The 14,623-nt window shown below is 54.3% G+C and carries 15 protein-coding genes, 1 tRNA gene and 1 pseudogene; 6 read left to right on the forward strand and 11 right to left on the reverse strand.

The window, feature by feature from the left end; translation table 11 throughout:
• Position 1: 1 nt before the first annotated feature.
• From leuC to CKW19_RS10015, 4 genes are all read right to left on the reverse strand, one after another.
• Entirely contained in the window at positions 2 to 1,423 is a 1,422-nt protein-coding gene (gene leuC, locus CKW19_RS10000; protein WP_095057760.1) for a 3-isopropylmalate dehydratase large subunit, read from the reverse strand.
• A gap of 158 nt (positions 1,424 to 1,581) precedes the next feature.
• The gene (locus CKW19_RS10005; protein ID WP_095057761.1) at positions 1,582 to 2,331 is read right to left on the reverse strand and encodes a sulfite exporter TauE/SafE family protein; all 750 of its coding nucleotides are present in this window, start codon (positions 2,329 to 2,331) and stop codon (positions 1,582 to 1,584) included.
• A gap of 119 nt (positions 2,332 to 2,450) precedes the next feature.
• Positions 2,451 to 2,894 carry a hypothetical protein gene (locus tag CKW19_RS10010; protein WP_256580318.1) on the reverse strand — a complete coding sequence of 148 codons (444 nt, stop codon included), beginning with the start codon at positions 2,892 to 2,894 and terminating at the stop codon, positions 2,451 to 2,453.
• A gap of 159 nt (positions 2,895 to 3,053) precedes the next feature.
• The gene (locus CKW19_RS10015) at positions 3,054 to 3,929 is read right to left on the reverse strand and encodes a LysR family transcriptional regulator (RefSeq protein WP_095057762.1); all 876 of its coding nucleotides are present in this window, start codon (positions 3,927 to 3,929) and stop codon (positions 3,054 to 3,056) included.
• Between the two features lie 99 nt (positions 3,930 to 4,028).
• Between CKW19_RS10015 and CKW19_RS10020 the strand changes: the two genes are divergently transcribed.
• The 4 genes and pseudogenes from CKW19_RS10020 (at position 4,029) to CKW19_RS10035 (ending at position 8,161) form a co-directional block, all read left to right on the forward strand.
• Entirely contained in the window at positions 4,029 to 5,198 is a 1,170-nt protein-coding gene (locus tag CKW19_RS10020) for a mandelate racemase/muconate lactonizing enzyme family protein (RefSeq protein WP_095057763.1), read from the forward strand.
• A gap of 102 nt (positions 5,199 to 5,300) precedes the next feature.
• Positions 5,301 to 6,608, forward strand: a complete 1,308-nt coding sequence (gene dctA / locus CKW19_RS10025; protein WP_095057764.1) for a C4-dicarboxylate transporter DctA — start codon at positions 5,301 to 5,303, stop codon at positions 6,606 to 6,608.
• 121 nt (positions 6,609 to 6,729) lie between these two features.
• Positions 6,730 to 7,098: pseudogene (locus tag CKW19_RS10030) on the forward strand (isocitrate lyase/phosphoenolpyruvate mutase family protein); the annotation flags it as partial.
• Positions 7,099 to 7,186: 88 nt separating this feature from the next.
• Positions 7,187 to 8,161: a D-glycerate dehydrogenase gene (locus tag CKW19_RS10035; RefSeq protein ID WP_095057765.1), complete on the forward strand. Its 975-nt coding sequence runs from the start codon at positions 7,187 to 7,189 to the stop codon at positions 8,159 to 8,161.
• 192 nt (positions 8,162 to 8,353) lie between these two features.
• On the opposite strand, the gene CKW19_RS10040 is transcribed toward CKW19_RS10035, so the two are convergent.
• The 4 genes from CKW19_RS10040 to CKW19_RS10055 form a co-directional block, all read right to left on the reverse strand.
• Positions 8,354 to 8,923 carry a YSC84-related protein gene (locus tag CKW19_RS10040; protein ID WP_095057766.1) on the reverse strand — a complete coding sequence of 190 codons (570 nt, stop codon included), beginning with the start codon at positions 8,921 to 8,923 and terminating at the stop codon, positions 8,354 to 8,356.
• A 509-nt stretch (positions 8,924 to 9,432) separates the two neighbouring features.
• Entirely contained in the window at positions 9,433 to 9,660 is a 228-nt protein-coding gene (locus CKW19_RS10045) for a hypothetical protein (protein ID WP_095057767.1), read from the reverse strand.
• A 176-nt stretch (positions 9,661 to 9,836) separates the two neighbouring features.
• Positions 9,837 to 10,031: a hypothetical protein gene (locus tag CKW19_RS10050; RefSeq protein WP_095057768.1), complete on the reverse strand. Its 195-nt coding sequence runs from the start codon at positions 10,029 to 10,031 to the stop codon at positions 9,837 to 9,839.
• A gap of 561 nt (positions 10,032 to 10,592) precedes the next feature.
• Positions 10,593 to 10,802: a hypothetical protein gene (locus tag CKW19_RS10055; RefSeq protein WP_095057769.1), complete on the reverse strand. Its 210-nt coding sequence runs from the start codon at positions 10,800 to 10,802 to the stop codon at positions 10,593 to 10,595.
• Between the two features lie 504 nt (positions 10,803 to 11,306).
• Here CKW19_RS10055 and CKW19_RS10060 point away from each other — a divergent pair.
• Positions 11,307 to 12,683, forward strand: a complete 1,377-nt coding sequence (locus CKW19_RS10060; protein WP_095057770.1) for a GGDEF domain-containing protein — start codon at positions 11,307 to 11,309, stop codon at positions 12,681 to 12,683.
• A 164-nt stretch (positions 12,684 to 12,847) separates the two neighbouring features.
• On the opposite strand, the gene CKW19_RS10065 is transcribed toward CKW19_RS10060, so the two are convergent.
• Positions 12,848 to 12,935, reverse strand: a tRNA-Ser gene (locus CKW19_RS10065).
• Between the two features lie 123 nt (positions 12,936 to 13,058).
• On the opposite strand from CKW19_RS10065, the gene CKW19_RS10070 reads away from it, so the two are divergent.
• The gene (locus CKW19_RS10070) at positions 13,059 to 13,730 is read left to right on the forward strand and encodes a Bax inhibitor-1/YccA family protein (RefSeq protein WP_095057771.1); all 672 of its coding nucleotides are present in this window, start codon (positions 13,059 to 13,061) and stop codon (positions 13,728 to 13,730) included.
• 60 nt (positions 13,731 to 13,790) lie between these two features.
• Here CKW19_RS10070 and CKW19_RS10075 read toward each other — a convergent pair whose 3' ends face one another.
• Positions 13,791 to 14,120, reverse strand: a complete 330-nt coding sequence (locus CKW19_RS10075; RefSeq protein WP_095057772.1) for a YceK/YidQ family lipoprotein — start codon at positions 14,118 to 14,120, stop codon at positions 13,791 to 13,793.
• Between the two features lie 58 nt (positions 14,121 to 14,178).
• A complete protein-coding gene (locus tag CKW19_RS10080; protein ID WP_095057773.1) occupies positions 14,179 to 14,616 on the reverse strand; it encodes an Lrp/AsnC family transcriptional regulator in 438 nt (145 codons plus the stop codon).
• Positions 14,617 to 14,623: the final 7 nt, after the last annotated feature.

Here is a 14,623-nt window from a genome sequence, read left to right on the forward strand (position 1 = left end):
TTCAAGCCTCCAGAGCGAATGAACGAACGTCAGTCAAATGTCCGGTGATCGCAGCAGCTGCGACCATCGCCGGACTCATGAGATGGGTGCGCGCGCCGGCACCTTGTCGACCTTCAAAGTTGCGATTTGTACTGGATGCGCAGCGATCACCCGGAGCGAGGACATCGTCATTCATGGCCAGGCACATCGAGCAACCCGACTGCCGCCACTCAAAACCGGCATCCAGGAATATCTGCGCAAGGCCTTCCTGCTCGGCCTGGGTACGCACCAGCGTTGAGCCGGGAACGATCATTGCTCGTACATGTGCCGCCACGCGCTTGCCGCGCACCACACGAGCAACGTCACGCAAGTCTTCAATTCGCGCATTAGTGCAGGAGCCGATAAACGCATGACTGATGACTACGTCGCTCAGTGGCATGCCCGCCTGTAGCCCCATGTAATCCAAGGCGCGTTGCATGCCTTGGCGGAGAATCAGGTCGGGTTGAGTGGCGGGATCTGGCACATGACCGCCGACCGGTGCGGCTTGGTCTGGGCTTGTGCCCCAGGTGACCATCGGTTCCAGATCATCAACGTTGAGTATGACCTCGCGATCAAATACAGCGCCTTCGTCAGTGTGCAGTTCCTTCCATTTGGCAACGGCCTGCTTCCACATTTCGCCTTGGGGCGCACGTGGTTTGGTTTGCAGGTAAGCGAAGACTTTGTCATCCGCAGCCATGAACGCGCCCCTGGCCCCCGCTTCGACGGCCATGTTGCAGATGGTCATTCTGGCTTCGACACTCAGGTCGGAGATCGCCGACCCTGCGAACTCGATGGCATAGCCAGTGGCGCCTGATGCACCGATGTTTTCGATCAGCGCCATGATGATGTCTTTGGACGTGACACCGCTTCCGAGCAACCCGTTGACTGTGACTCGCATGGTCTTCAGTCGTTTGTAAACCAATGTTTGCGACGCTAGCAGGTGCTCGATTTCGGAGGTGCCGATCCCAAATCCGAAAGCACCCAGTGCACCATATGTCGTGGTGTGGCTGTCGCCTGCGGCGACGACCATCCCAGGTAATATGAAGCCTTGTTCTGGCGCTACGACGTGCTCAATGCCTTGTCTCTTATCCAGCACATCAAAAAGCTCGATTCCAAAGTCTCGGCAATTTTCTTCGAAGTACGAGACCTGCTGCGCACCGCCGGCATCCGGCATGGTTGCGATACGAACCGGAGCGGTCGGATTCACGTGGTCGACCACCGCGAGTGTCGCGCTTGGGCGCCATACTTTGCGGCCTGCTTCGCGCATCCCGCTAAATGCCTGGGGGCTGGTGTATTCGTTAGCGACTTGGCGATCAATGTACAAAAGCACGTGGCCTTGGTCATCAAGAGCGCAAACGGTGTGGCTATCGATGTGTTTTTGGTAGAGCGTTCGAGGCATATTCATGGCTGATTCTTTCTCTGTCTTATTCGAGATCACGGGTACAACATGCCTACAGCATATTGATCCTTGATCACGCATCAAGAGCGTGAAAGTGAACGCTTTCAGCACGAATTGTGAATAATCGAATTGCCCTCGATTTCAGTTTGATCGCCCGGTGGCGTTCACGCTTTAAAGATCATCAGGGCGGCACACACCATCAGAAAAAGACAAAACCAGGTGCGAAGCGTCTTTTCGGGCAGGGTGTGAGCGAGCTTGACTCCCCAACTGACACTAAGAAGCCCACCTGCCATCATGGGCAGACCCAGGTGCCATTGGACATGGTCATGAAGCGCATAGGTCAGCAGCGTTACACCCGTACTTGGAACGGCCAATGCCAGCGATAGGCCCTGTGCGACTACTTGGGTTGTACCGAAGACGGTGGATAAAATGGGGGTAGCCAGTACCGATGCCCCCAACCCGAAAAAACCGCCCAAAATCCCGGAGCCTGATCCCAAGACCATCAACCACGGCCATGGATGTCGGAGCTCTTTGCTCGGTGGGGGTTTGGGTAAGTACATCTGCAAAAAGCTGTAGGTCGACAGCAAAATCATGAATACAGAGAAACCTATGCGCATGGCATCGGGATCCAGGCCTACGGCAATGATCGATCCTATCCAGGCGAAGACAAACCCTGATCCCGCCAATGGCACGGCATGACGCAATAAAATATGGGTTCGTTGGTGATACCGCCACAGCGCGAGAATTACGTTGGGAACGACCATGACGAGAGTCGTCCCCTGGGCCACTTGTTGATCCATCCCGAATATTAAGACCAATGCGGGGATTGCGATGAGCCCACCACCGATCCCGAATATTCCTCCGAGAGTACCCATGGCCGCGCCCAATAGCAGGTACATAGCCCAATCGATCATTTGATGCTGCCCGCCTTTAGCTTATGACTTGAATGTTGAGCGATAGCGCGCATCGAATCGCGCTAACAAAGAACAAAATTGAAGGCCGCTCGAAGGGATGGGGCGAGGTCCCTGACAAATTAAAGTGGACAACCCTTTGCCCGCAAAATAGCGTCAAAACGATTCGGATCTAGCGTGCCGGCTTCAATAGCTTTTAACGTTGCCTGTTCGCGAGCACGCATATCGTGGCAACGCACAAGCAGTTCAGACAGCTCAGCACGGGCGGCAGCAACGACGCCATCTCCGTCGCCTATCATCAGATCACCAGGGTTCACGAGCATTCCAGCGCAGGAGATCGGCACGTTGATTTCTCCACCACCATCTATGCTTGGCCCTCGATGTACCCCGCCGATTGCGTAGGCTTGCAACTCACCGGTCTGCCACTCATCGAGATCGCGTAGAGCCCCATTGATTACCACTCCAACGATTCCCGCCTTCAACGCCATTGCCCGCATGATTCCCCCAAAGACGGCGCGCGTCAGGTCTGCACTACCGTCAATGACGATGACATCGCCAGGCCGCACTAGCTGTTGTTGGAAAAATCGCGGCCCCGAGCGTAATTAGATGACTAGCCTCAAACAATGGCGATTCAGTGATCAACCACTTCACGAATCGTGGCGTATTGGATTTTTTCGGTACCAGAACGCCTTTGGCGAATGAAGACTGGCTGCGGCCCAATGTGTCTAGTCGCCTAGCTTGGCCCAGAACTCTTCGGCAGAGGGACTGATTGGGGCTGTGGGACGAGTGAGGTGAATTTCCAAGGGAATATCCCAGCTTTCGTCGAGTGCCCTGACCAGCCGACCGTCAGCCATTTCCTGTTCTGTAAGGCTTTTCGGTAACCATGCGACACCTTTGCTCTCCAAGGCCATGGACATCAGCACTGCCGCGAGGTGGCTGCTGAAAAGTGGTTTGAGGTGAAGGTAATCTTCCTTGCCATGCAGTCGGTGAGCGACGATACGCCCCAGTCCGGACTCATGGGTGTAAGCGAGGTAGGGCAATGCCGCCGGGGAATTGCCGAAGTTGGCGGAAGCACTCGCCAGAGGAACGAGAACGTCCTCTCCAACCTTCTTGCCAATGAACTGATCAGGGGCCAGTAATGGTGGAACGTCGGGGTGGCGGTGGCAGAGCAGAAACTGAACCTGGCCATGTATCAGCATCTGCTCACAGACAGCCATGCTATCGGAGTGCAGTTGCACAGCCTCGATTGGAGCACCGTTTTCTGTGCTGCGAAGCCACCGTGGAAAAAATGTAAACGACAGGGAGTGAGTTGCAGCGAAGTGCAGGGATTTAGCGGCCATTCCCGCCACCTCTTGAGCTTCGTTGCGCATCCTGTACAAACGCCTGGCTGCCTCCTGAGCACTTGGCAAAATTTGCCTCCCGGCTTCGGTCAGGGTCGCCCCTTGAGGGGTGCGAACGAACAGCTGTACGCCCATCCAATTCTCCAGTGAACGGACTCTGCGGCTGAATGCCGGCTGAGTAACGTGCCGCGCTTCTGCGGCACGAACAAAGCTGCCGTATTCCGCAAGCGCTGAAAAATCTTCGAGCCAGACGAGTTCCAAGGGCAATGCCTCCTGTGCATAGGGCGCGGCATTAATAGCATTGGGCGAGTCCCATCGCAAAGCATAACGTTGGGCCACCAACAACAAGAGGAACCCGTCATGCGTATCGTAGACATCCGTGAAAAAACAGTTTCGATTGCTTCTCCAATCGCCAATGCCTACATCGATTTTTCCAAAATGACCTGTTCGGTCGTCGCTGTTGTCACGGATGTGATTCGCGATGGTAAACCAGTCATCGGTTACGGCTTCAACTCCAACGGTCGCTATGGTCAAGGCGCTTTGATGCGTGATCGCTTCCTGGCGCGAATCATGGAAGCTGATCCGGATACTCTTATCGACCATGAGAACAACAACCTGGATCCGTTCGCCATCTGGAAGGCCCTGATGACCAACGAAAAGCCAGGTGGCCACGGCGAACGTTCAGTTGCCGTTGGCACCATTGATATGGCCGTGTGGGATGCCGTTGCAAAGATCGAAGGTAAACCACTGTACCGCCTGCTGGCCGACCGTTACCGCGACGGCGTGGCAGATGACAAGGTTTGGGTTTACGCGGCGGGTGGTTATTACTATCCGGGCAAAGACCAGACCAAGCTCAAGGCAGAGATGCAGAGCTATCTGGATCGTGGCTACGACGTCGTCAAAATGAAGATTGGCGCGGTGCCACTGGACGAAGATATCCGTCGTATCGAAGCAGTACTTGAAGTGGTGGGTGACGGTCGTCGACTGGCTGTCGATGCCAATGGTCGCTTCGATCTGAAAACAGGTATTGCGTACGCAGAGGCCATCAAGAAGTACAACCTCTTCTGGTACGAAGAAATTGGCGATCCGCTGGACTACGCATTGCAGGCGGAACTTGCAAATCACTATGAACTACCAATGGCTACTGGTGAAAACCTGTTCTCCCACCAGGATGCTCGTAACCTGCTGCGCCACGGTGGTATGCGCCCTGATCGCGACTACCTACAGTTCGACTGTGCATTGTCCTACGGCCTCGTGGAGTACATGCGCACCCTGAAGGTGATGGAAGAAATGGGTTGGTCTTCTCGCCGCGTAGTGCCGCACGGTGGTCACCAGATGTCCCTGAACATCGCTGCAGGCCTGCATCTGGGCGGTAACGAATCTTATCCAGACGTATTCCAGCCATTCGGTGGGTTCGCTGACGGCATACAGGTGGAAAACGGCTACGTAGGCCTTCCTGACATCCCAGGTGTTGGCTTCGAAGCCAAGTCAGCTCTATACGCAGTTATGCGCGAGCTGGGCGAGGGCTGATAGCCCCGAACTGTGGCCTCTGCCCTTGAGGCCACAGTTATCCGGCGTCATCCGCTGACGCCACGCCACACGCCCATCACAAAAATAAAATGAGGTGCTTCCGTGGAAATCTCCAAGTCCCGCTGGTACAGCCAGCTCTATGTGCAGGTGCTGATCGGCATTGTGATCGGTGCCGCAATCGGTTACTTCGTCCCCGATATCGGAGCCAAGCTCCAGCCTTTTGCTGATGGCTTTATCAAACTGATCAAGATGCTGTTGGCGCCCATTATTTTCGGTACCGTCGTCGTTGGTATTGCCAAGATGGGCAGCATCAAAGAAGTTGGGCGGATTGGCGTCAAAGCGCTGCTCTACTTTGAAATCCTTTCAACCATTGCGCTGGTCATTGGCCTCATCGTGGTCAATATCGCAAAGCCAGGCGTTGGAATGAATATCAACGCTACCACGCTGGACGCCAGTGCAATCAACAAGTACAGCCAGGCCGCGAGTGAGCAGGGCGGCACCGTTGAGTTCTTTCTTAACATCATCCCGCACACCTTCATCGGCGCGTTTTCGAATGGCGTCATGCTTCAGGTCATCTTGCTGTCGGTCTTGATGGGTGTTGCTCTGGTTCAAATGGGTGAAACCAGCAAGCCGCTGATCAATACCATCGATCTGTTTCTGCAAGGGCTGTTCAAGATCGTGGCAATGGTAATGCGTCTGGCCCCGATTGGTGCCGGTGCCGGCATGGCTTTTACCATTGGCAAATACGGGATTGGTACGTTGCTGTCACTGGGCCAGTTGCTGGTCGCGCTCTACATCACGACCTTGATTTTCATCGTGGTAGTGCTGGGCACGGTTGCTAGATGGTCGGGCATGCCGCTCATGCAATTTCTTCGTTATTTCAAAGATGAAATTCTCATCACGCTTGGCACCTGCTCAACCGAAGCCGTACTTCCGCGAATGATGGTGAAACTTGAAAAGCTGGGCTGCAAGAAGTCAGTGGTGGGCATGGTGCTACCAACTGGATATGCCTTCAATGCGGATGGCACCTGCATTTACCTCACCATGGCGGCGATTTTCATCGCGCAGGCAACCAATACACCGCTGACATTTGTGGATCAGATGATCCTGTTGGGCGTCTTTTTGCTGACCTCGAAAGGTTCTGCGGGGGTAGCGGGTGCCGGATTCATCACCTTGGCGGCAACGCTCACAACCATCCACTCAATTCCGCTGGTAGGCCTTGTCCTGCTTTTGGGCATTGACCGATTCCTCAACGAAGCGCGAGCCGTGACCAACCTGATCGGCAACGGTATCGGCACCATCGCGATTGCCAAGTGGGACAACTCGTTCGATGTCGAGGCCTGCGAGCGTGAAATTACTGCAATGAAAAACGAAAAGGCAGAGCGTAAAGCCCTGGTAGCGCAAAAGTAGTCGGCATCGCTTGCCGGTCATTCCTCTTCGAATAGGGCGCAATGACCGGTAGCCAATTTATGTCTCGTTCTCGCAGGACGATTCAGCGATGTACTCAGTTGAAATGTGATGGAGCAGAAAAATGATTGAGCGATCTCATCATGAACTAAGACAGGCGTTCAGTGATTTGCTTCATGGCGCCGTCTGTAAATTTGCGGCATCGGTGTTCGATCCGATCTCTGTTCGAATGGCTTCTGACCTTGGCTTTGAAGTCGCTATCCAGGGTGGATCGGTCGCCTCGCTCCAGGTGCTTGGTGCCCCGGACATCTCGTTACTCACGCTCGATGAGTATGCAGAGCAGGTTTCCAGGGTCGGACGCGCCAGTCAAATCCCAATCATTGGGGATGCCGACCATGGATTCGGAAACGCGCTCAATGTGATGCGAACAGTCACGGAGTTACAGAAGGCCGGCGTTGCCGCCCTGACGCTGAGCTGCTTTCAAAATACACACTTTCGGACAACTACCGCGAATGGGCAAAAACCTATTTGACGTCAGATAACGGCGCCAATTGAACTTGAGGCAGGTGGAATAAAGCGTCATGAAAAAGACAATCCTGGCCTTCAGCCGAGTCTCACCCAGCATGCTAGAGCCTTACGCAGATAAGTACGACATCGTCATCATGAGCCCAGAAATTGGTGACATGGATGCTCAGTTTGAAGCAGCCCTTCCCAACGCTCATGGACTGATCGGTGGGAATCGTCGTCTGGGTGAAGTTGAGCTGGCGTCGGCTAAAAACCTTGAAATCATCTCCAGCATTTCGGTGGGTTACGACAACTATGATCTCAGCTATCTCAATAGCAAAGGGATCATGTTGACCAATACACCAGATGTGCTGAACGAAACCACTGCCGATCTCGCTTTTGCCCTGATCCTCGCCACAGCGAGACGTATCCCAGAGCTTGATGCTTGGACAAAAGATGGGAATTGGTCAAAAACAATCGACGCCTCCCATTTTGGATGTGATGTGCATGGAAAGACCTTGGGCATTATCGGCCTGGGCAAAATCGGAGAGGCCATCGCTCGCAGAGGACGTTTCGGCTTCGGCATGAATATCTTGTACAGCGGCAAAACTCGTAAACCACAGCTGGAGCAAGAGCTCGGCGCAAGATTTGTCCCGCAGGAACAGCTGTTAAGCGAGTCTGATTTTGTCTGTCCGGTCGTGCCATTGACCGCAGAGACGAGAAACCTCATCGGCCAAAAAGAGCTGGCGCTGATCGGGGCAGAGGGCATTTTGATCAACGTTTCTCGTGGTCCGGTGGTTGATCAGGACTCGCTCATCCAAGCGCTTGAGGAAAAGACGATTCGGGGCGCTGGCCTGGATGTCTACGTGAAAGAGCCACTAACAGATTCCAGGCTTTTTAAGCTGAAAAACGTCGTTACGGTCCCTCACATTGGCTCGGCAACAAATGACACCCGCGACGCAATGGCCAAGCGTGCCTTGGACAACTTGCTGGTGGGGCTCGAAGGTCAGTGGCCTCGGGATCTCGTTAATTCGCAAGCGTTACGTCAGTGATAACCGAGTCGCTGACTTCTTGTGGATCGTCGGGCCCACAGCGCTAACCACTCTGTTGAATTGAAGGAAACCAATATGCCGCAAGTCATCGTCTATGCCGCCGCTGACCTCCGCTAAGGGCAGCCAGGGATTGTGAATTCAGCAGGTCGATACAACACAACTGAATTCTGTGTAAGCGACATGCAGACGGCGTCAGCGATTGAGCCTGGTAATCTTTGAACCCTGCAATCCCAGCCCGGCCATTAAGCCCTTTTGATCAAAGATGAACGCATAGACATCGGAATGAGCCGTTGAAGTGGTCAACGACTTGGCGATGCCTGAATCCACGACCACGATGCTTGGGCCCACGCCGACCTCGAATCCATTAACATTTTTCAGATCGTTCATCGCTGAATAGGTCATGAAGAACATCACGTATCCAAACCGCTGCACGCCCGCCTGAAGGCCGTATGAGGCTGCTGTGGTCGCGTAGTATCCCGTGACTTTTCCGTTCTCAATCAATTCGCCTTCGCCATGCTGTGCGCCGGCGATGAGGCCCGCTTTCAGCACATCAGGGAAAACGAGGATACCCTTGGCTCGCCGCGCGAGGTCTCGCGCTTGCGGCGTTTTGGCATACAAACTCTGTAACGCCGCGTTCGCGTCGCGGTTCATTTGCGCGTTAGCAGCCTTCACATCTGAGGCGGAACTTGATTGACCCATTTGGCAGCCCGCCGTGATCGCGAGTATTGAAATCATTGCCATCATTCGAAGGTATTTGGTCATGAGCAATACTCCGTTTCACTTGCCATTGAGGAAACTGCGTGGCGCTAGCCGTTGCGGATCAAAGACTGACGGGGTCGATCTTTCCCTTAGACTTTAATCCTAATAAGCCGTTGGTCAAATGCTATGCACATGCACATGCACATGCACATGCACATGCACATGCACATGCACATGCACATGCACATGCATGTGCCTCAGACGAAATCGACAGTCAACTTCTGGCCGTTTTTTGCCTGTCACGATGGGCAGAAATCGACCCAAAACTGACGCTCGATTCTGTCTAGGTGAATCGCCCCGGATTTTCTAGACACCCATGAAACCTATTCCCATCGCCACCCAGCCACGCAACCACGCAGTGATAATGGCTCAACTCCGTAAAGTGTGGAGAAAAGCGCTATGAAAAGGGGAGTCGTGTAGATTGCCAGGGCAGCCACTGATAACGGTATCAACGGTAATGCCGAGTAGTACGTTACCCACATTAACAACAGCAGAATGCTCCTGGTTGTCACCTAAAACACCGAAGCAATTGCGTGTCGACCCGATTTGATGTCCCTGCCTAGCCAGGCTCCAAGAGTGGGAACCGACAGACAGGAAACGATGAGGAACAACTGCCAGAGCGGTAGTCTGGCGCTAAAATATTTGACCGCTGCATCGGCCAGAGAAAGGAGAAATACAGCAGCGCTGATTAGCAATATGCCCTTGGGAACGCTGTCGACGCTTGAACTGTACTTGCTCACGAACCGCACTCCTGTTCCGTTAGTGAGCTGAGATCCTAACGGACGGTGGCGAACTCCTAGAGCACATATCCAGCACCTCAGGTGCCAATTTTCACTGTAGGCCGTTTTGACCATCGCCCCCACTTGATCTGTGCCGTGAAGAGCCCGTATGCGAATGGCTGCTTTGCCGATTACTGTCACACCGGCGCCATCATCACCGTGAGCGTCATCTTGATGAATTCTTCTTTCTTGTCGATGGCTTCCAGGGCGCCGCGCACGTTGTCGGCGACGGCCGTCGATCCGTGCTGCTTGACCCAGTTCGAAAGCTCCATGATGGCGGCTTCGAGGGCGAGCTGGTTTTCATTGAGTTTGAACAGTCGGGCAGGGAGCAGGGCAGAATTTGGCTATTTTCGCCCGCACCCCTTAATGCCTGGCGAACGTGGCGGCGAGAATACCAGCGTTGAATCGGTGACTCACTACTGCGATGGACGGATTGTGTTGAATTACGCGGCATCCCAAGCTTTGATACTGCAAAATCAATCCGGCGTCATCATTGTAGGATGTGAGGAACGCGTCAGTTTGCGCCCAATTTAAACTTTATGTTGTTTGAGGGCCACCAAGACCACGATGGTGGTGGCGTGTAGCAACCTGGCTGATTGGCCGGCGTTGCATCACAACGGACGGTGTAGCCCTTGTTGGTTATTTCTCTTCCGCCTTCACCGGTACCGCGCTCACTGTACGAGGAGCATCCACCTAGTAAAGCGGTAGCCAGAAAAATTGTTGTGTACTTCATAAATGCTCTCCATGCGTGAAGCGTATAGCTTAACCATAGAGTCCCGCCTGGCGCCGGATTTTTTGTCAGGAGAAAGTCACGGTTACATTGGAGGCGCGGGGCCACGGTATGTCGCTATTGGACATCTGATGCCTGTGCGAAGGGCTGCAATCGATAGTAATCACTCCGGCGCCATCATCACGGCGAGCGTCATTTTGATGAACTCTTCATTCCTATCGATGACTTCCAGGGCGTCACGCACGTTGTCAGCAACGTCGGCCGATCCGCTCTGCTCGACCCAATTCGAAAGCTCCATGATGGCGGCTTCCAGGGCGAGCTGGTTTTCGTTGAGCTTGTAGAGCAGGGAAGGGAGCAGGTCAGAGTTTGGCAAAGCGAAATCCTCCGTGGAGATTTTAGCGTAGCAGCGGGTGTTGATCGGGGCGGGTAGGGGAAGGGGCAAAAAGTTGGCAGGGAGAGAGGATTGTTGTGCGCAAAACCTCCGCTGGAAGCCGCGGATTATCGTTTGCGAAATCACAAAAAAATGTATTTTTTGCCACCATCAATAGTGATGGTATTTCTTTTAAAGCAATGGATTAGGTCTTTTCAGTCCCCAATATGGGGTGCAAGGGACGAGCGTGGCGCTATTGGCTGTTGTTGCCTTCGCGAAGCGCTGCAGTCGACCCAAAGTTACCCTGTCGCATCAGGTTGAATTCTACCGTCCACAAACGGTCGGTCGCTGGTCGTCAGTACAGCCAAAGGACAATAATTTGAAGTGAGAACCCTGCGCCGTGCCTATGCTGCAACCAATGAGCCCATTGGCGAGAGCAGGAGGTCAGATGCTTGGTAACAGGAGCGCAAGACAGGTTTCCCCAAATGCCATTTTGGAGAGGCAATCATGAGGTGGGTGATCGAGTCTGCGCGCGCCGTCAAGGTTGGCAGCTGGATTATAGGGACAATCTTGATCGTTATCGCCGTTATCGGGGTGGCCGACCGCTATCACCGTCAGCGCGCTCTGCTATTGGAGGGGCAGCAAGCATTGCTGGCTCATCGAAGCAGCTGGGGCTATGACACTTTGGTACGCCAACTGGCGACCCATGAACTGCAACTTTCACTGCTTCGGGCAAATCCCCTACCGACCGGGTGTCTGCCAGACCACTCTATTGCCGAGCAGCGGCGCGCTACAAAGACCCTGACTGAAGGTATCGAAGAGCTCACTCAGTACACATCGCGAGTACCCATAAATCACGTAGCGGATTTGCCCAGTCCGCTGGCACCACAAATGCGCCTGACGAATGGCGGCATTCAGATGACCAGTCGACAACTTCTAGGCTACAGCTGCAGCGGGCGTAACGCGGTGATCCGGGAAACACAGACCCGGTTACAGCCGTTACCACTGCCGCCGCGCTCGGCGATCGGACCGGCGTTTGTCGATGCGCTTATCGTGCATGTCGCTGTGAGCCACGGCCATGAACCCCCCTTGTATGTCGACATTCATTTCACCGGCGACAAGGCAGATCTGATTCCTGTCACAGCCGCCAACTGGCCCACGACACACATTTCCGAGGAGCAAGGCCAGGAGCGTTTTGTCCGAGACATAGAGGACCCACAACATGCCCTGCATCTGCAGTTCTATAGTGAAATCCTGACACCGAGTTTCCTGTCACTGTTCCTGAGCTGGAATGGTCTCGGGTTGTCAATGCTGGTTGGCATGCTTGCCAGTGTGCTGTTGATCATTTGGCTGTCGGGGAAATTGATTGACGCCTACGGGATACAGCATCGAGCGGCGACCCGCGACTTTCTTACCGGGTTGTACAACCGACGGGAGGCGATGGCACTGGCAGAGGCGGAGTTGGCCAGGGTAATCCGCACCCCCGGTTCGTTGTGCATATTGATGCTGGATATCGACCACTTCAAACGGGTCAATGATACCTACGGCCATGACGGGGGAGATGAGGTGCTGAAATTTTTTGCCCAGCTACTTAACCAGGTTGTGCGTCAACATGACCTGGTCGCCCGCATCGGCGGGGAAGAGTTCCTCATCCTGCTCCCAAATACCGACTTGACGGGCGCACATACGATGGCCGAGCGCTTGTTGCAGATCCTGCGCGACTCGACGCTGGACTATGCCGGAACACGTATTGGCGTCACCTGTAGCATAGGTGTCACCGCTTGGCGTGGGCCTGAAGACAACATTCAGGCCATGCTTATCCGTGCCGATCAACTGCTTTACCAAGCCAAACAGCAAGGCCGTGACCGCTATGTGAGTGACTAACGCTAATACGTTTTCGACGACATCTGCGGCTCCCCGCTTCGAGAGCGAATTGGTTTTCGGAAATAGCCAGAAAGATACGGAAACGATCGCTCTGATGGCACACCGGATTGCCCGATCCCAGAAACGACAAAGCCCTGAAAAATCAGGGCTTTGTCGTATAAAGATGGCGGAGGCGATGGGATTCGAACTCATGGACCTGTTACAGTCGACGGTTTTCAAGACCGTTGCCTTAAACCACTCGGCCACACCTCCGTTTGCGTTGCGGGCGCCATAATACCTGAATGAAACACACTGTCAAACTCTCTGCATAGCTTGTTACAGGGTGTCTGTTATGATCTTTGCGACTGAACGTTTCAAACCAACAGGAGTGTCGCCATGCGCGAACAGGATTACGCAGTGAATAACAGCGTGCAGGCTGAGCAGCTAGAGGTTAGCCGCGTCCTGCGCAACACATATGGCTTGCTCGCCCTGACCCTGGCTTTCAGCGGTGTGATGGCCTACGTTGCCCAGCAGATGCGTGTTGGCTACCCGAATATTTTCGTGGTGCTGATCGGCTTCTACGGTCTTTTCTTCCTTACCAATAAACTCCGCGATTCCGCTTGGGGCCTGGTGTCGGCATTTGCCCTGACCGGTTTCATGGGTTTCCTGCTCGGCCCGATCCTCAACCGTTACCTGGGTATGCAGGGCGGCGCTGAAGTCGTCAGCTCGGCGTTCGCGATGACCGCTCTGGTATTCGGCGGCCTGTCGGCCTATGTGCTGATTTCCCGCAAGGACATGAGTTTCCTCAGTGGTTTTATCACTGCAGGTTTCTTCGTGTTGCTGGGTGCAGTGGTTGCCAGCTTCTTCTTCCAGATCAGCGGCCTGCAACTGGCGATCAGCGCAGGTTTCGTGCTGTTCTCCTCGGTCTGCATTCTGTTCCAGACCAGCGCCATCATTCATGGCGGCGAGCGTAACTACATCATGGCGACCATCAGCCTGTATGTATCGATCTACAACCTGTTCGTCAGCTTGTTGCAGCTGTTCGGCATCATGGGTCGCGATGATTGATCGTCAGCCCTGAATGAAAAAACCCGCTTCGGCGGGTTTTTTCTTGCCTGAGAATCAGGGTTACTCGTTGATGATAATGCTGCCATCGGCCTGCTGGCGGTAGATGGTGTAGGGCAGCAACAAGGTGTCGAACGCGGCGGAAACAACGACGTCGATCAGCACAATGGCCGGAGCAAAATCATGTTTCTGGTCGTCCCTTCCATCCTGCAGCGGAGCGTTCAACGCGCAAAAGTCGTACGTCACACCGCTGTAAATTCGTGGAACCGCACCGCAGTAACTCTTCTGTTCCTTGAGGCTTTTCACTGCCACGTCGTCACCGCGCACGACTGTCTGGACCGTGCCGCACCCAGTGAGCATCAATGCTGCCACCAGGAGAACCTGAACTTTCATACCGTCATTCCTTCGTCGAGATGATCGCCAATCTGCATGATGCAAGGTCAAAGATCACTTATTCCATCGGCGGTAACCGGCGTTTAACCGAGGTTTTCTTGATGATAGCGGTGTTGGTTTCGGCGTGGGTATTGAGGCGGTCGAGAAGTGTGTCCAGTTGTTCCATCGAGCGCACATGCAGGCGCGCAATGAAGCAGTCGTCACCGGTGACCTTGTCGCACTCGGTGAACTCGGGAATGGCCATGATCTGCCGTTCGACTTCCTGCAACTGACCTGGCAACGGGCGTATGCGCACGATGGCCTGCAGTTGATAACCGAAACATTTCGGGTCGATTTCCACGGTGTAGCCCTTGAGCACGCCACGCTCCTCCAGGCGGCGCAGGCGTTCGGCAACACTGGGTGAAGACAAGCCACTGATCTGCGCCAGGGCCTTGAGTGAGCGTCGCGAGTCTTCCATCAGGGCCGTGATCAGCACCTGGTCGATATCATCGGTCATGGCGAAA

This window comes from Pseudomonas sp. Irchel s3f7 (assembly GCF_900187615.1).
In the GTDB taxonomy this organism is placed as follows: domain Bacteria; phylum Pseudomonadota; class Gammaproteobacteria; order Pseudomonadales; family Pseudomonadaceae; genus Aquipseudomonas.